The organism is Bacillus sp. JZ105 (assembly GCF_053903125.1).
The window spans coordinates 1303446-1319020 of record NZ_CP096387.1; the positions used below are offsets into that span (position 1 = coordinate 1303446).

A 15575-nucleotide genomic window follows, 5' to 3' on the forward strand; every position below is an offset into this window, starting at 1 on the left:
TCATGATATTCTCATGTTTCTTTCCTTCCTTTATCATCTTGTTTTCTTAAGATATAGAAGAAATCAAACAGAGGAGGAAATAAACATGATGAAAAAAGTACTAGTAGCTACAGCATTAACGGGAACTCTTGTCGCAGGTGGTTTCACACTTCAAGCGCAAAATACAAATCAAACAGCAAACGCCGAGCAAGTCGTGCAAAAGAAATCGTCATTTGTTTCAAAGAAACAAGCTGAAAAAGCAGCCTTAAAAGTGGTGAAAGGCTATGTGGATGATGTGGATCTTGAACGTAAAAAAGGAAAATGGGTGTATGAGGTCGAGATCAAAAAAGGCGGCTTTGAATATCAAGTATATGTCGATGCAAAAACTGGAAAAGCGCTGAATGATCCAGTCAAAGAAAAGAAACAGAACGTGAAGATCACGAAAAAACAGGCTGAAAAAATGGCTCTTGCAAAAGTAAAAGGCACAGTCACAGATTCTGATCTAGATAAAGAAAATGGTGTGTACATTTACGAAATTGAAATCACAACACCAAGCGGCGAGGAAGTTGATTTTGAGATTTCTGCTAAAACAGGCAAAATCCTGAAGCAAGAGTGGGATGATTAAGCTATGACCAAACCTTACACTTTCATGTGTAAGGTTTTTTCATTGGGACAAACTACTCGAAAGGAGGCGAGAGAATATGAAGAAAAAAGAAGAAGAGCAGACAATGGATCACGCGGAATACGTTCCGCATCCTGATGGAGAAGGATATGCTTTGTTTTTGCATGATTCCTTTCATCTCCTCTCCCAAGAGGATATGAATCAGCCGGAAGAGGAATAAAAAGACATGAAAAGGGCGATGGCTGAGCTGTCTATCGCTCTTTTTTTGAAAAGTAAGCGAATACATAAGGATACTTGGCATCTTGCTTATTGACATCATTCCGCTTTTTCTGTAATCTCAGTGTGTTAACAATATGAGACTTCGTTAGGTGAGGCTCCTGTATGGAGATACGCTGCTGCCCAAAAATGTCCAAAGACGCCAATGGGTCAACAGAAATCATCGACATAAGGTGATTTTTAATGCAGCTGGATTTGATCCTATGCCATACAGTGCTAAAGCTCTACGATTGAAGGAGCAAGTGTTTATTTTGTCATGCTTACAAAGCGCCTTCATTCGGTTGAAGGTGCTTTTTTATGAGAAAAGGAGGTGTGGGGATGGATCATCCCGATTCGAGACACATAGAGAGTATGTCAAAAGATCAGATTGACGCATCAGACAGAGGAGATCCTGACCCCCGCACATTCTAAGGGATTCGGGTATCTCCTGACTTTGGGGAGGTAACAGCGATGATACAGAACATTACGTACGATGAACTCATTTTAAGAATCATTATTTTATTAAGAGACGGCAAACGCAAAGAATTTAAAAACATAATGGAAGAACTTCAGCCATATGATATGGCCTATTTATTTAAAGAACTTCCAGAAAAACACCGCGGCCGTTTCCTCAGCTTTTTAACAATCGATGATGTGACGGAAATGATGGGTGAGCTTGAGCGCGAGTACCAAGAAATTGTGCTTGAAAAAGTAGGGAAAGACAAAGCCGCTTTCGTCACAAACAAAATGGATAACGATGACCTAGCCAACTTGTTTGATGAAATGGATGATGAGCTGAAAGACCAGCTTTTATCAAACATGGAGGCAGAGGAATCAAAGGCCGTCCAGCTTCTCATGAATTATCCTGCTGAGACAGCAGGCCGGATCATGACCAACCGGTACGTTTGGATTCCTCAGCACTATACGGTTCAGGACGCAGTTGTAAAGCTGAAAAGCTTTGCTGAAATTGCAGAATCGATCAACTATTTATATGTCATTAATGATCAAAAGCAGCTTGTAGGGGTTCTGTCGTACCGGGATCTCATTTTAGGTGAACCAGATGAAAAAGTGCAGGATCTTATGTTTACAAGAGTCATTGCCGTTGGAGCTTTTCAAGATCAGGAAGAAATCGCAAAGCTGATTGAACGGTATGATTTTCTTGCCATTCCTGTTGTAGAAGAGAACAATGTCCTGGTCGGAATCGTCACAGTCGATGATATCATTGATGTCGTCATTCAAGAGGCAGGAGAAGACTATGAGAAGTTCGCTGCCTCTGGTAAAGATATTACATTTGACACGCCCGCTTTTGTTGCGGCATACCGCCGTCTCCCGTGGCTCATTTTGCTCTTATTCATTGGGCTGATTTCAGGCAGTATTTTAAATTACTTTGAAGATACCCTTCAGCAAGTCGTCGCTTTAGCCTTCTTCATGCCAATGATTGCCGGGATGACAGGGAATACAGGCACACAGTCGCTTGCAGTCGTCATTAGAGGACTTTCAAAAGAAGAATTAACGAAAAAAACCATTATGCGCCTGATTTTTAGAGAGCTCCGCACAAGTATTTACATTGGGATTGTCTGTTCCATCATTATTACAGTCGTTGCAATGGTGTGGCAGGGCAATATGATTTTAGGATTTGTTGTCGGTTCCTCACTGCTTGCCACACTGATTATTGGAACGATGGCAGGTACGATTGTGCCTATTATTTTACACAGATTAAACGTCGATCCTGCGATTGCATCTGGGCCGCTGATTACAACATTGAACGATATTTTATCACTGCTCATCTATTTTGGTATTGCAACAGCGTTCCTTCATACACTTATGTAGCAAGAAGGCTGTAAAACATGACGTTTTGCAGTCTCAGCGCGCTGGCAAACCCTTGCATTCGGTGTCAGTCCTTGCGTGCCGGTGCTCACGAATGTTCAATTCGCTCCGCTCCGGTACTCGTTCTTCCTTGACTTCAAAGGTTTTCAAATCGCGCTGAAAGGTAGACAAAGGACCATCCTTTGTCCGCAATCTAAGCCTGTAAAACATGACGTTTTACAGGCTTTTTTTGTATAAAGATTGCATATAGCGCTTCCATCCTTTACATTTTAAGGAGAAGGTGGGAGAGAAACATGAAGAAATTCTTATTCATTTTGATGTGTATGTTTTTGCTGAGTGCATGTCAAAGGGAGGACGAGGGGAAAGACCGGAGACTAGTGGCTGCAGAGCATATGCTTGAAGCCATCACCGAAGGAAATAAAAGAAAAATGGAAGACATCTACGTCGAAGGTGCGGTCCCGAGCCCGGATGACATTCTGAAACTGAAAAAAGAATGGGGTATAGACACGCTTTCTTATGAGGATTTTCAATTGGAAGAAGCCAGCATTCATGTGTTCCATGCGAATTATGAAGATGCAAAAACCGGGAAGAAAAAGGCACTTGCCCTGCGGGTGAAAGAAGACCCTGAAAGAGGCGGTGTGCTGATTGACTTTGTAGGGGTTGTAGAAGGTACTGAAGCTTCCTCTAAATAAAAAGAATCGTTCAAAAGAGCGATTCTTTTTTGTTTAACGATTTTTATACCGAAAGTGTGCGTTAATCTGGCCTTCCAGCATTTTTTTCTTAAATTGTCCGCTTTTTAGCGCTTGTTCTTTTTTCTTCATGTCTTTTAAAATTTCAGCTGTCTGTACACCGTCTTCCCGTTTATTGGCGATGTCCATCAAACGTTCAACATCTGCAAAAGAATATTTGCGTGTGCCTCTTGTTGAGCGCTGGGGGTAAATGAGTTTACGTTCCTCATAATATCGGATTTGCCTGACAGAAAGCCCTGTTAGCTCACTGACAATCCCGATTGAAATGACTTTTTTATCTTTATAAGATACATCTTCCTGCGTCATATACTCACCCCTGCAAGTCTTTTCTTCATATTATATAGAACGAGAAGGAAAAAAACCTATCGTTTGTTAGAAAATATAACACAAAAACGAAAAAATGAAAAAACCATGGAAGGAAAGATAACATAAAGTGTGCAATACATCTTACGGCGGCATATAATCATGGTGAGTTGACATAGGAGGAGGAGCATATGATGGAGCAAGCACAGATCATTCGTATGGCAAAAGAAATCATCGCATTAGATGTGAAGAGGGATGAATTGCTCGAGCAATTCATGCAGGCTGCAGGTCAGAATGCACATGCGCTTCTAAGAGCCATGCAAAATGATTTGTATAAGAAGTCTTCATAAGCACCCGATCCAAATCACTTGATAGGAGGGATAATCGGTGCGGCGTATATTAAAAGAAGCTTTAGCAAAGGAAAGACATTATTATACGAAGCAGCTATGTTCATTAGGGGTTTACAGCCCTGATGCAGCCAAGAACATGACAATTAGTGACTTAAAAAAAGAGTATCATTTCTTTTTCAACAAAACAGAGCGCTATTTGTAAAAATCCCTTGAAATGTGCGTATGTCACATAAAGGGTTCTTTTTTTGTGTTTAATATTATAGCAATATTGAATTTTGTAGAAATTTGGCGAATGAAGTGCAAGAAACCATAGATTCTTTACAGATTTTGTTAAAGTGTGTCGCATCTTGATGGTTTGCTGAAAAAGCTTTTTTTCGAGATGATTGTGAAAAATAAGAAGGATTTTAAAAGTTTATATCGAAACCTTATACATAACACGAATGGAGTCACTTATGTGGTTGAAAGGGTTTTCAAAAACGTACTTCTATTTTTTACGAAAGGCTCCAACTGCACCGCAAGACAGCCTTGAAGTTAAAAAAATATTATAAGAGGTAGATATGTGATGAGACTATCGTTTAATGAAGAAGAAGTAGAACGCTCAATGACGCTTTACAAGGTTTTTGCAAGAGCATTTAAAAGCGTTTCAGAACACAGTATTAGAGACAGCAAAGAGCATGGATTCAATCCAACTGAATTTGCCGTTCTTGAATTACTGTACACAAGAGGTGCTCAAAAGCTTCAGCAAATCGGCTCAAGACTCCTGCTTGTCAGCGGGAATGTGACGTACGTAATTGACAAATTAGAACGAAATGGTTTCATTGAAAGAGAACAGGATCCCAAGGATAAACGGTCGGTTTATGCTCATTTAACGGAAAAAGGGCGAAGCTATCTTGACAAAATTTATCCGATCCACTCTCTTCGGATTGCACGTGCATTCTCTGGTCTGACACGTGAAGAACAAGAGCAATTGATTAGTCTATTGAAAAAAGCAGGTATTCACAGTCAGCATTTATTATTTAGATAAAACGAAAAGGTGCCACCATTGGCACCTTTTAGATTGTTGACAAAGGGCGAAAATGATGCCCTTTGTCTTCTTCTCAGCTCAGCGTGACAGAAAACCTTTGAAGTCTAGGAAGACGAGTACCGGAGCAGAGCGAATTGAGCATTCGTGAGCACCGGCACGCAGGCTGACACCGAATGCGAGGGTTTGTCTGCACGCTGGAAGGTGCCATCATTGGCGCCTTTTTTTATGTGTCAAGCAGCGCCGGATAGGCGATGAATTTTTCAATATCGCTTGCTGGCAGCGGTTTGGCATAATAAAACCCTTGCAGGTCGTCACAGCCTTGGGCAGATAAAAGCTGAGCCTGTGCAAATGTTTCAACACCTTCTGCTATGACTTCGAGAGATAATTGATGTCCCATCGCTATAATAGCCCCAGTAATCTGTTCAGATTTTGAATCACTTAAAATATCCTCAATAAAGGATTTATCAATTTTCAGTCGATGAATCGGTAAATCTTTTAAATAGCTTAATGAGCTGTGGCCAGTACCGAAATCATCAATACTAATGCGGACGCCAAGCTGTTTTAGCGACGTTAACACCTGTTTTGATTGCTTGATATTGTCCATTGTCATACTTTCTGTGACTTCAAGCTCCAAGAGTGACGGTGTCAGGTCGTATTTTTTCAGTGTGAGCTTGATCAAATCAATTAAGTCTTCAGAATTGAATTGTTTCGCAGATAAATTGACGGCCACAGGAATCTTCAGCCCATCGTCATACCACATTTTTGCCTGCTTGCCAGCCGTATCAATGACCCATCTGCCAATATCAATGATCAGACCTGATTCCTCTGCCAGCTCAATAAAAGCCTCAGGTGATTTTAAGGAACCATCTGGTGCCTTCATTCTTAAAAGGGCTTCAACCCCAGTCATCTTTCTTGTTTTGGCACTGACTTGCGGCTGGTAGTGAAGGACAAATTGCTCTCTTTGAATGGCATCCCTCAGCTCCAGCTCCCGGTTTAACCTGTCCTCACTTAATCTTTCCATAGATTCGGTAAAGAACTCATAACGGCTTTGCTTATGTTTTTTGGATAAATACATGGCCATATCGGCTTTTCTCATCAGCTCCATCCCGTCTTTGCCATTTTGCGGAGAGATAGCGATCCCAATGCTGATTGACGTAATAAGCTGATGGTTCTGGATGAAAAAAGGACGTTCAAATTGATGGATGATGTTTTTAGAAAATTGTTCGATTTTATGTGTATCATGATCCATGTTTGGAAAGATCATTAAAAATTCATCACCGCCAAGTCTTGCGATAAAGCCATTGTCCGGTAAACATTGCGTCAGTCTGTTTGCAGCAGCTTTCAGCAGTAAATCTCCTATGTTATGCCCGAGTGCATCATTAATAATTTTAAAACGATTTAAGTCCAGAAACAGAACCGCTGTTGATGTTTTTGACTTTTCTTGAGCGGAGAGAACATCATTTAAATGATTGATGCCGTGGCGGCGGTTAGGAAGCTCTGTTAGTGCATCATAATGTGCCATCACATGAATTTCTTTTTCTGCAATCCGCTGCTGCGTTAAATCTTTTAAAACAAGATAAATGCTGTCGAGTGAATTATTCACATGAACAGGTATGTAAGTGACATGATAATAATAAAAACGATCTGCTGCTTTCAGTTCTGCTTCGCGTGTGATGGCTTTTTTTGACTGAGAAATAAATTCTTCCCACAACTCAGTCGGCATCACATATTGGCTGACATCATCACCAATCTTAGAATTGCAAAACTCTAAGATTTGTTTACCAGAGTCATTTGCAGAAAGAACCTTTCGATCGACAGATAACACGATAATGCCGTCTATATTATGTTTGATAAGCGATTGAAACCGCTGTTCATTTTCTTTCAGCTGATCTGACTGCGTCATGATTCGGTGGTCGATATAGGCACCAAAGATCATCATTGTTTGGACTACAAGTGTCATGAAGCCGACAAAAATCGACAGACTGAATGGCGACATTTCAAGAGAGCCGCCTATAGAAGCTTGTCCATTTGAATGATAAAACATGGTAGAGGCAGCCATACCAGTATAGTGCATGCCCGCTATAGCACCGCCCATCAACATTGAACCAAACACCTTTAAAAGATAATTCTTCCGTTTACCTTTATTGAGGTCAACACGAAAGAAGAGTTTCAATGAGAAGTAGGAGGTAATGGCAGCAATGAAAAACGAAAGAAAAAAGAGAACTGGATCATAGCTGATTGAGACATTGGCCATTGATTCCATTCCAAGATAATGCATGCTGCAAATAGCTGAACCCATGGTGATTGAACTAATGAGCAGCCGTCTTCTAGTGAGCTGCTTTTGAATGCATATTGAAAAAGCGATCAAGGATCCGATAAATGAGGCCAAAATCGATAAAATCAGTAAGGATGTATCATATGTGATGCCAACACGCATTTGAAATGCCAACATGCCAATAAAATGCATCGACCATATCCCCATTCCCATGATCATTGCACCAATGAGCAGCCATACTCTTTTCTTTGCACCGCTTGACTGTGCTACCCTGCTGGCTATATGAAGAGCTGAGTAGGAGGCGACAGCGGCGACAGCGATTGACAGAAAGACAAGCCATCCATTGTAGCTTCCTGTTAAATGGGTCATGTAAGAAACCTCCTGTATCTTAAAACAGACATATACTTAATATATCGGATCGAATGGCTTCTGTGTTCACCTTTCCTTCACTTAAATACAACAATCACCGTTTTTTTCATTCTTCTTTTATAGTAAAATCGAATTTAATGTAAAAAAACGACGAAAAGTGAATCGTTTCTTCGGTTTTATTCGTTTAATGTATGGTGTGATTCTAAAAAGATTATGTGTGAAAGGGATTGATAAACATCGAAGATTTTATTATTTCTTTAGCTGATGCCTTTAAGAACTTGTCATACTTTGGCATCTTCCTCGCATTATGCATTGAATTTGTACCTGCTGAAGTGGTTTTGCCTCTTGCGGGTTACTGGGTCTCAGAAGGGGACATGGCCTTTATCGGTGTTGTGGCGGCCGGCTCCATCGGCGGCGTGGCTGGCCCTTTGACCTTGTACTGGTTAGGACGTTACGGCGGCAGACCCTTTTTAAATAAATATGGAAAGTACTTTTTTATAAAACCTGAGTCGCTTGATAAATCGGATGCTTTCTTTGAAAAGCATGGCGGATTTGTCGCATTCAGCGGCCGGTTCATACCAGGAGTCAGAACGCTGATCTCCATCCCATGCGGTATTGCCAAGATGAATGTGTGGGTCTTTTGCCTGTATACGTTTTTGGCAATTACACCAATTACGTTTGTGTATGTGTATCTTGGGTTTATGCTTGGGGAGAACTGGAAAGAAGTTGGCGCCATGTTAGATCCTTATCTTTTACCAATTGGGATCGGTGTTGTGTTATTGTTTGTTCTCTACCTATGGATAAAACGAAGAAAAAGAAAAACAGAAACGCCAACTGCCTAATCAATGGATCGGAGAGAAAGCCACCTGTTGACAATCCAGTGTCTATTGATTATGATATAAGTAATCTAAATATTCTAAATCCCGCCAAAGGGGAGTAGCGTCCGGATTTTACCGGAAACAAAGTCGTCATTACATGGACTGATGTTCATCGGCTTTGTTGGCATGATTCTACATATCACATGTCTAGCAAGACCTTTGCCATTACAGGCAAAGGTCTTTTTTGCATTCATAAGCCTTTGTCTGTTGTGGGACAATAGATAAAAACAAGGAGGAATGATGATGGATGCAGCTATTATTTTAGAGTACGGGTGGGTTCTGCTCGTACTGATTGGATTAGAAGGTATTTTAGCAGCTGATAACGCGCTGGTTATGGCCGTGATGGTCAAACACCTTCCTGAAAAACAAAGAAAAAAAGCACTGTTTTACGGACTTGCAGGTGCATTTGTCATGCGGTTTGGTTCTCTGTTTCTTATTTCGTTTTTAGTGGATGTGTGGCAAGTTCAAGCCATTGGTGCAATTTATCTTCTTTATATTTCCATTCACCATATTTTAAAATCGCACGTATTTAAGAAAAAGGAAACTGAAACAAATGTGAAACAAAGCGGCTTCTGGGCAACAGTCGTGAAAGTAGAGCTTGCCGACATTGCTTTTGCTGTAGATTCCATTTTAGCGGCCGTCGCTTTAGCTGTGACACTGCCAAAAACAAGTCTTCCGCAAATAGGCGGGCTCGATGGCGGTCAATTTATTGTTATTCTTTTAGGCGGTATCATTGGTCTTGTTATTATGCGATTTGCAGCAACGGTCTTTGTGAAACTGCTCCAAACAAGGCCGAGCCTAGAAACAGCAGCATTTGTCATTGTCGGATGGGTGGGTGTGAAGCTCACGCTTTATACACTGTCACATCCAGCCATTGGGGTCGTATCGTCTCATTTTATCCATTCAGCATTATGGAAAGTCATTTTCTGGACAGTGCTTCTCGCAATTGCAGCATTTGGCTGGTTTTTATCAAGTCCATCAAGAAAAGGCGGGCAGGAAAACGAGGAGAAACAAGAGGCACGCCTGAGAGAGTAGGTTTTTTGAAAGAAATATCATTTCATTTTCATAACACGTATATTACAAATAAGGGGGAGATACCCCCTTATTTCTTTGCTTTTAGACGAAACATTGTAAAGTAGATGGTGGCATACATGTCATAATTGAGTAATAGGAAATGAATTCCTCATTTCTTCCTTTGCGCTTCCCTCATAAATTAGCTATCATAAATGAGTAATATAGGGAGAACTGAGGTGAAACCATTGCTTAGCCTTTTGTTTAAAAAAGGAAAGAAAAAGCAAGCATTAGAGCAGTCGGCTATCAGCATTCAACAAGGTGATATCGAACTGCAAAATGCATTAATAGAGCAATACAAACCATTTGTCGCTAAGACGGTTTCATCCGTTTGTAAACGATATATAGATGAAAAAGATGATGAATTCAGCATAGGCTTAATAGCCTTTAATGAAGCGATAGAAAAATACTCTGCCGAAAAAGGAAACTCACTTCTTGCTTTCGCAGAATTAATTATTAAAAGAAAAGTGATTGACTATATTCGAAAAGAAGCAAGAAATGCATCAACGGTTCAAATGGACCTGCAAGAAAGTGAGAATGGCGAATACTCTCAAAGCATGATTGAAGCAGAGCTCTCTGCAAATGAATATAGGCGTTTAATTGAACAAGAACATAGAAAAGAAGAGATTGAACATTTTAAAGAACGATTGAAAGTTTACGGTCTCACATTTCAAGAGCTGCTTGATCATTCACCAAAGCATGCAGATGCCAGGCAAAATGCCATTAAAGTAGCCCATACACTCGTTGAACACGATGAGCTGAGAACCATTTTATTTCAGAAAAAACAATTGCCGGTCAAACAGCTGGAAAAGCTAGTGGAAGTCAGCCGCAAAACGATTGAGAGAAATAGAAAATATATCATTGCGATGGCGATCATTATGACAGGTGATTATGTGTATTTGAAAGATTACCTTAAAGGGGTGCTTAATTCATGAGAAGAGGCATTATAGTAGAGAAAAACAAAAAATATGTCACGCTGCTGACCCCTGATGGACAATTTCTGCGGACAAAATATGAAGAGCAAAACTATGAAATCGGCCAAGAAGTGACATTTCCGAATGAATCACGTCTCGAAAGAAAAAGAGCTGGTTTTTTTGACCTGCTTCGTTTACGTCCGTTAAATGCAGGAATCCTATCAATAGCAGCGATTATTGTCGTAATTTTTACTATGATGCCATCTTTCACTAGTCAAAAAGCATATGCGTATATGACAATTGACATTAACCCAAGCTTTGAGCTGAAGCTTGATCACAATTATCAAGTGATCGGTGTCACACCGCTGAATAAAGATGCAAAGCAAGTACTGGCGAGTATGAAGGATTTAGAAAAAAACGACATGACCAAAGTTGTGCAGGAAATTATAGATAACTGTGACAAAAAAGGATATGTGAACGACTCTAAAAGTATCTATATTTCAACCGTTTATGAGAACAAGCAGGACAATACATATAAAACAAACGTAAAAAACAAAATTAACACCATTTCTGGTGAATATCAAAAACGCAATTATAAGCTGGAAACTGTGGAAAGTGACCTGGAAACAAGAGAAAAAGCCCAAAAGGCAGGCATTTCAACAGGAACATATATTAGAAATCAAGAAATGCAAGATAAAGAACATGAAGGCATCAAAAAGGATGAAGACGCAGCAGAGAACGATGCTGTGAAGGAAGAAGAACCTAAGAAACATGATGAAGAACAAGCAGATAAAGACAAACAAGAAGACGTAAAGACAGACGATAGCGAAGAGATGCAGCCAGATCAAGAGGCTCCTGAAGCTGATGACAAAGAGCAGAAGGAAGCAGAGAGGGAAGAGCAAGGATCTGTTCATAAGCCTCAAAAACCTGATGATGAAAGCAGAGACACCAATATAAAGGAAGAAAAGGATCATTCTTTCGATAAAGAGCAAAAAAAAAATCACTCAACTGATCTTGATGAAAGAAGACACTGGAACGGCACATCACGTGGTGATGCAGAAAAACACGCAAAAAAAAACGGCAGGGATCAGATCAATCCATCCGCTGAACAAAAAAGAGAACATGCAAAGCAAAAAGGGAAAGGTGCACCGTTTCCTTATCGCGAGAACCGGCATGAGCACACATATCAACAATAAAAAAACGCCAGATTAGCTCCGGCGTATTTCACCATGTCTTTATTTAGATTGATTGCCCATTTGTGATTGAGCCTGTTGAACGAGTCTTTTTGTGATTTCACCGCCAACAGAACCGTTTGCACGTGAGACTGTATCTGAACCGAGAGTGACGCCAAATTCTTGAGCGATCTCGTATTTAAATTGATCTAAAGCTTGTTCTACTCCAGGAACAAGAAGTTGATTTCGATTTGCCATGTTCATATTCCTCCTTTCACCTCATGTTTGTTGCGCCTTCTTATTTTGAAAAAAAAGCCGTACATTTATGCTGGCAATTGCTGTACAAAAAAACCGAGATGATGAAGGTCACCTCGGTTCTTATTTATCCCTTATTCAGCTGCAGCGTATTATACATCATTTCTTGAGCTGTACTTTGCAAATGAGAAGTAAATACAGAGAAAACGGTAGAACTGATAATCCCTTTAATCAAATTCCATTGGCTATTCGTCAATTCTGTAAACTCATCATGGAGCTTGTCTGTCTGCTCCTCGGTTATTTCTCGTAAATTTGTTTCCTTTAATGGAAATTGTGTATGGTGATAAATAAAATCAAGGACGTGCGCATATGCTTCATAAAAACGGATTGGACTAATAATATCATCTGTTCGATCTGTGATGGTGTTAAATAAGGCAGATAAGATCATACGAATGGTATCGAAGTCAAAAACTGATTTTAAATCCCTGACAATTAATAAAATAACCACCTGATCAATTGAGTACTTCTTGCCAAGCTCTGGATGGCCAATCATATCTTTAATATCACGTTTGATCCAATTTTGAATCGCCGTCGATTTAAGAGAAGTCAGCTCACACAAGTTGCCAAGCTCAACAATTTCATTTGTAGAAAGACCGTGCTCTGATTTTTGCTTCCGCCGTTCAAGCTTCTCAAAAAAAGACGGGATCTTTAATTCATCATAGTCATGATCCTTGCCATTTTTTACAGATAGTTTCAAAAGCTGAAGCGGAGTCAGATCTCCCTCTCCTTTTAGAGAATACAGAAGTCTTGTCATGTCCATTCTCGTTAATTTAAAAGTAACCATGTTCCACCTCATTTGTACGTCAAAACGTGATTATTGATCTAATTCAACATCATAGTCTCTTTTTGATCAAAATGCAAAATAAACTCAAAATCAGACCTGTACGTCACAATTTGTTCACTTTTCTGCTGGGGGCAAATGTCGTAAATATTGATGTGACGGGGCTTTAGCCGTTATGATAAACAGAGAAAGTGATTCCTTTTTCCTTGCAATTTGAGACGTTTATTTTTATAATTTTATTAATAAGTTCATTTGAACTTAATATGACAGCGGAGGTTATGTATGGGTAAGAGAATATTTCTGTTTATATTAACGAACATTCTTGTTATCACTACGATTGGTATTGTACTGTCGGTTATTAGTGCAGCAACTGGTGTTGGTTCTTATATAGGAGCAGACGATGGAATTAATTTTGTTGCACTGCTTGTATTCAGTGCAGTTGTTGGTTTTGTTGGCTCGTTTATGTCACTTGCAATGTCTCGCTGGATGGCAAAAATGATGATGGGTGTACGCGTGTTAAATCCAGAAAAGGATTCATTAACATATGATGAGCAGCAGCTCGTTGACCGCGTGCACAGACTTTCAAGAGCAGCAGGCCTTTCTAAAATGCCTGAGGTTGGTATTTATCAATCATCTGAAGTCAATGCATTTGCAACAGGTCCTTCTAAGAGAAGATCACTTGTTGCGGTATCAACTGGATTGCTTCATGAAATGGATGATGCAGCAGTTGAAGGTGTAATCGCCCACGAAGTCGCTCACGTTGCGAATGGTGATATGGTGACGATGACGCTGCTTCAAGGAATCGTCAACACGTTCGTTGTGTTCCTTTCAAGAATTGCGGCATGGATCGCAAGCCGTTTTGTTTCACGCGAAGAGCTTGTGCCGATTGTTCACTTTATCGCTGTGATTGTTTTCCAAATTCTTTTCTCTATCCTAGGAAGTCTTGTCGTGTATGCATATTCTAGACACCGTGAATTCCACGCAGACCGAGGCGGAGCCGACCTTGCAGGTAAAGACAAAATGATTCATGCGCTTCGTTCACTTGAGGCGTACACGTCAAGAATCAAAGATGATGATCAAACAGCAGTCGCTACGCTGAAAATCAGCGGTAAACGAAAAGCTTCTCTTTTCTCAACACACCCTGATTTGAACGAAAGAATCAGAAGACTAGAAGCAAAATAAGAAAGACGAAAAGACATTCTTTGACAGGATGTCTTTTTCTTTTTGATGAAAAAGAAAATAAAGCATAAAATAGCTTTAAAATCATGTCTCTTTTCATTAAAATGATAAAGGTATTCGAAAAGATAGATAAAAGAAGGAATGACAATGAATCCTATAAAAAAGCTAATTGACCGGCTGTCAGCGTTTCAGTTGATTGCCCTTTATTATTTTCTTGCTGTGACCGTGTCGTTTATTCTTCTCAGCCTGCCAGTCGCTCATCAAGAGGGAGTCAAATGGACATTCATTGATGCCTTGTTTACAGCGGTGAGTGCGGTAAGTGTTACAGGACTGACTGTTGTCGACACCTCACAAACATTTAGTGTGATGGGGATGTGGATCCTTGCGTTTGTTCTGCAAATCGGAGGCATCGGTATTATGACGCTCGGTACCTTCGTATGGCTTGTTATGCGAAAAAGAATTGGAATTAAAGAAAGAAAGCTGATCATGGCAGATCAAAACCAAAGCAATTTATCTGGAATTGTGAAACTAATGAAGCAGGTCTTATATTTAATTTTGCTGATTGAGTTTGTCGGCGGGCTGATTTTAAGCATGTATTTTCTCAAGTATTATGATGTGCAAGGTGCTTTCTTACATGGCTTCTTCTCAAGTATTAGTGCGACAACCAATGGTGGCTTCGATATTACAGGGAATTCGCTTATCCCTTATAAAGATGATTATTTTGTCCAATTTATTACGATGCTGCTGATCATCTTTGGAGCAATTGGCTTTCCTGTGCTTGTGGAAGTGAAGGATTATTTGTTCAATCAGGACCGAAAGCACGCTTCGTTCTCATTGTTTACAAAAATTACAACGCTCACGTTCGGCGTTCTTGTCGTTGTTGGAGCGATTGGAATCTATGCACTTGAAGCCGGGTTTAGCTTTGTAGGGAAAAGCTGGCATGAAATTTTGTTTTATTCTTTGTTTCAATCGACTGCAACAAGAAGCGGGGGGCTGACAACGTTAGATATTACGCAGCTGACGGAACCGACGCTTTTATTTTTATGTATGCTGATGTTTATCGGGGCTTCCCCAAGCTCTGTGGGGGGCGGAATTCGGACAACTACGTTTGCCCTTAATTTACTCGCCTTGTTTCATTTTGCCAGGGGAAATAAGTCCATTAAAATCTTCAAGAGAGAGCTTCATCAAGCGGATATTAATAAATCCCTTATGGTAACCATGATGGCCTTTATTTTGGTCTTTGGCGCTACGTTCCTGTTATCCTTAACAGAGCATAATACACTTCTTGAAAATTTATTTGAAGTTTGCTCTGCTTTCGGAACAACGGGGCTGTCGCTTGGGATCACCTCAGATCTCACTGTGTTTGGTAAATGTATCATCATGGTGGTCATGTTTATTGGCCGGATCGGCATTCCAAGCTTTTTATATTTAATAGGCCGAAGAGAAAGCGAAGCAAATTATCATTATCCGAAAGAGCGTGTCATTATTGGCTAAACAGCATTCCGTTTGAAT

General features: G+C 40.1%; 17 protein-coding genes and 2 riboswitches. Of the genes, 13 read left to right on the forward strand and 4 right to left on the reverse strand.

All coding sequences use genetic code 11. The features are described 5' to 3' along the window. Window positions 1-85 precede the first annotated feature (85 nt). The 4 genes from M1D81_RS06615 (at window position 86) to M1D81_RS06630 (ending at window position 3375) form a co-directional block, all read left to right on the forward strand. Complete coding sequence (locus M1D81_RS06615; RefSeq protein WP_456265241.1) at window positions 86-604, forward strand: PepSY domain-containing protein; 519 nt, start codon at window positions 86-88, stop codon at window positions 602-604. A 76-nt stretch (window positions 605-680) separates the two neighbouring features. Beyond that, window positions 681-821, forward strand: a complete 141-nt coding sequence (locus M1D81_RS06620) for a hypothetical protein (protein WP_003212346.1) — start codon at window positions 681-683, stop codon at window positions 819-821. Window positions 822-954: 133 nt separating this feature from the next. Then, window positions 955-1119, forward strand: a riboswitch (M-box (ykoK) riboswitch). Window positions 1120-1327: 208 nt separating this feature from the next. Further along, window positions 1328-2686, forward strand: a complete 1359-nt coding sequence (gene mgtE / locus M1D81_RS06625) for a magnesium transporter (RefSeq protein WP_456265240.1) — start codon at window positions 1328-1330, stop codon at window positions 2684-2686. Window positions 2687-2976: 290 nt separating this feature from the next. Beyond that, on the forward strand, window positions 2977-3375 hold the full coding sequence (locus M1D81_RS06630; protein WP_024424655.1) for a hypothetical protein: 399 nt from the start codon (window positions 2977-2979) through the stop codon (window positions 3373-3375). 33 nt (window positions 3376-3408) lie between these two features. Here the strand turns inward: M1D81_RS06630 and M1D81_RS06635 are convergent, their stop codons facing one another. After that, the gene (locus M1D81_RS06635; RefSeq protein WP_024424656.1) at window positions 3409-3738 is read right to left on the reverse strand and encodes a MerR family transcriptional regulator; all 330 of its coding nucleotides are present in this window, start codon (window positions 3736-3738) and stop codon (window positions 3409-3411) included. A 191-nt stretch (window positions 3739-3929) separates the two neighbouring features. Here M1D81_RS06635 and M1D81_RS06640 point away from each other — a divergent pair, with 191 nt between their 5' ends. The 3 genes from M1D81_RS06640 to M1D81_RS06650 all read left to right on the forward strand — a co-directional run bounded on the left by M1D81_RS06640 (window position 3930) and on the right by M1D81_RS06650 (window position 5109). Beyond that, on the forward strand, window positions 3930-4085 hold the full coding sequence (locus tag M1D81_RS06640) for a hypothetical protein (RefSeq protein ID WP_087975683.1): 156 nt from the start codon (window positions 3930-3932) through the stop codon (window positions 4083-4085). Between the two features lie 37 nt (window positions 4086-4122). Continuing rightward, window positions 4123-4287, forward strand: coding sequence for a hypothetical protein (locus M1D81_RS06645; RefSeq protein WP_041106000.1), 165 nt, complete (start codon window positions 4123-4125; stop codon window positions 4285-4287). 357 nt (window positions 4288-4644) lie between these two features. Continuing rightward, complete coding sequence (locus M1D81_RS06650) at window positions 4645-5109, forward strand: MarR family winged helix-turn-helix transcriptional regulator (protein WP_087975546.1); 465 nt, start codon at window positions 4645-4647, stop codon at window positions 5107-5109. Window positions 5110-5332: 223 nt separating this feature from the next. On the opposite strand, the gene M1D81_RS06655 is transcribed toward M1D81_RS06650, so the two are convergent. Continuing rightward, window positions 5333-7753 (reverse strand): bifunctional diguanylate cyclase/phosphodiesterase, encoded by a 2421-nt coding sequence (locus tag M1D81_RS06655; protein ID WP_456265239.1) that lies wholly within the window; start codon window positions 7751-7753, stop codon window positions 5333-5335. A 227-nt stretch (window positions 7754-7980) separates the two neighbouring features. Here M1D81_RS06655 and M1D81_RS06660 point away from each other — a divergent pair, with 227 nt between their 5' ends. The 4 genes from M1D81_RS06660 (at window position 7981) to M1D81_RS06675 (ending at window position 11812) form a co-directional block, all read left to right on the forward strand. Continuing rightward, window positions 7981-8595 (forward strand): DedA family protein, encoded by a 615-nt coding sequence (locus M1D81_RS06660; RefSeq protein ID WP_456265238.1) that lies wholly within the window; start codon window positions 7981-7983, stop codon window positions 8593-8595. Between the two features lie 77 nt (window positions 8596-8672). Then, window positions 8673-8843: riboswitch (yybP-ykoY riboswitch) on the forward strand. Between the two features lie 31 nt (window positions 8844-8874). Beyond that, window positions 8875-9666, forward strand: coding sequence for a TerC family protein (locus M1D81_RS06665; RefSeq protein ID WP_456265237.1), 792 nt, complete (start codon window positions 8875-8877; stop codon window positions 9664-9666). A gap of 215 nt (window positions 9667-9881) precedes the next feature. Then, on the forward strand, window positions 9882-10637 hold the full coding sequence (sigI, locus tag M1D81_RS06670; RefSeq protein WP_456265236.1) for an RNA polymerase sigma factor SigI: 756 nt from the start codon (window positions 9882-9884) through the stop codon (window positions 10635-10637). Next, the gene (locus M1D81_RS06675; protein WP_456265235.1) at window positions 10634-11812 is read left to right on the forward strand and encodes an anti-sigma-I factor RsgI family protein; all 1179 of its coding nucleotides are present in this window, start codon (window positions 10634-10636) and stop codon (window positions 11810-11812) included. The genes sigI and M1D81_RS06675 overlap by 4 nt, the downstream gene beginning before the upstream one ends. A gap of 39 nt (window positions 11813-11851) precedes the next feature. Here the strand turns inward: M1D81_RS06675 and M1D81_RS06680 are convergent, their stop codons facing one another. Together M1D81_RS06680 and M1D81_RS06685 are read right to left on the reverse strand one after the other, a co-directional pair. Further along, window positions 11852-12046 carry an alpha/beta-type small acid-soluble spore protein gene (locus tag M1D81_RS06680; protein ID WP_024424662.1) on the reverse strand — a complete coding sequence of 65 codons (195 nt, stop codon included), beginning with the start codon at window positions 12044-12046 and terminating at the stop codon, window positions 11852-11854. Window positions 12047-12170: 124 nt separating this feature from the next. Continuing rightward, complete coding sequence (locus M1D81_RS06685) at window positions 12171-12887, reverse strand: DUF1836 domain-containing protein (RefSeq protein ID WP_456265234.1); 717 nt, start codon at window positions 12885-12887, stop codon at window positions 12171-12173. 279 nt (window positions 12888-13166) lie between these two features. Between M1D81_RS06685 and htpX the strand changes: the two genes are divergently transcribed. Together htpX and M1D81_RS06695 are read left to right on the forward strand one after the other, a co-directional pair. After that, the gene (gene htpX / locus M1D81_RS06690; protein ID WP_456265233.1) at window positions 13167-14066 is read left to right on the forward strand and encodes a protease HtpX; all 900 of its coding nucleotides are present in this window, start codon (window positions 13167-13169) and stop codon (window positions 14064-14066) included. A 144-nt stretch (window positions 14067-14210) separates the two neighbouring features. Continuing rightward, window positions 14211-15557: a TrkH family potassium uptake protein gene (locus tag M1D81_RS06695; protein WP_456265232.1), complete on the forward strand. Its 1347-nt coding sequence runs from the start codon at window positions 14211-14213 to the stop codon at window positions 15555-15557. The last annotated feature ends 18 nt before the right edge of the window (window positions 15558-15575 follow it).

Bases quoted from the DNA above. Each gene is read 5' to 3' on its own strand.
- M1D81_RS06615 (WP_456265241.1), top strand. From the start codon at position 86: ATGATGAAAAAAGTACTAGTAGCTACAGCATTAACGGGAACTCTTGTC.
- M1D81_RS06620 (WP_003212346.1), top strand. From the start codon at position 681: ATGAAGAAAAAAGAAGAAGAGCAGACAATGGATCACGCGGAATACGTT.
- mgtE (WP_456265240.1), top strand. From the start codon at position 1,328: ATGATACAGAACATTACGTACGATGAACTCATTTTAAGAATCATTATT.
- M1D81_RS06630 (WP_024424655.1), top strand. From the start codon at position 2,977: ATGAAGAAATTCTTATTCATTTTGATGTGTATGTTTTTGCTGAGTGCA.
- M1D81_RS06635 (WP_024424656.1), bottom strand. From the start codon at position 3,738: ATGACGCAGGAAGATGTATCTTATAAAGATAAAAAAGTCATTTCAATC.
- M1D81_RS06640 (WP_087975683.1), top strand. From the start codon at position 3,930: ATGGAGCAAGCACAGATCATTCGTATGGCAAAAGAAATCATCGCATTA.
- M1D81_RS06655 (WP_456265239.1), bottom strand. From the start codon at position 7,753: ATGACCCATTTAACAGGAAGCTACAATGGATGGCTTGTCTTTCTGTCA.
- M1D81_RS06665 (WP_456265237.1), top strand. From the start codon at position 8,875: ATGGATGCAGCTATTATTTTAGAGTACGGGTGGGTTCTGCTCGTACTG.
- M1D81_RS06675 (WP_456265235.1), top strand. From the start codon at position 10,634: ATGAGAAGAGGCATTATAGTAGAGAAAAACAAAAAATATGTCACGCTG.
- M1D81_RS06680 (WP_024424662.1), bottom strand. From the start codon at position 12,046: ATGGCAAATCGAAATCAACTTCTTGTTCCTGGAGTAGAACAAGCTTTA.
- M1D81_RS06685 (WP_456265234.1), bottom strand. From the start codon at position 12,887: ATGGTTACTTTTAAATTAACGAGAATGGACATGACAAGACTTCTGTAT.
- htpX (WP_456265233.1), top strand. From the start codon at position 13,167: ATGGGTAAGAGAATATTTCTGTTTATATTAACGAACATTCTTGTTATC.
- M1D81_RS06695 (WP_456265232.1), top strand. From the start codon at position 14,211: ATGAATCCTATAAAAAAGCTAATTGACCGGCTGTCAGCGTTTCAGTTG.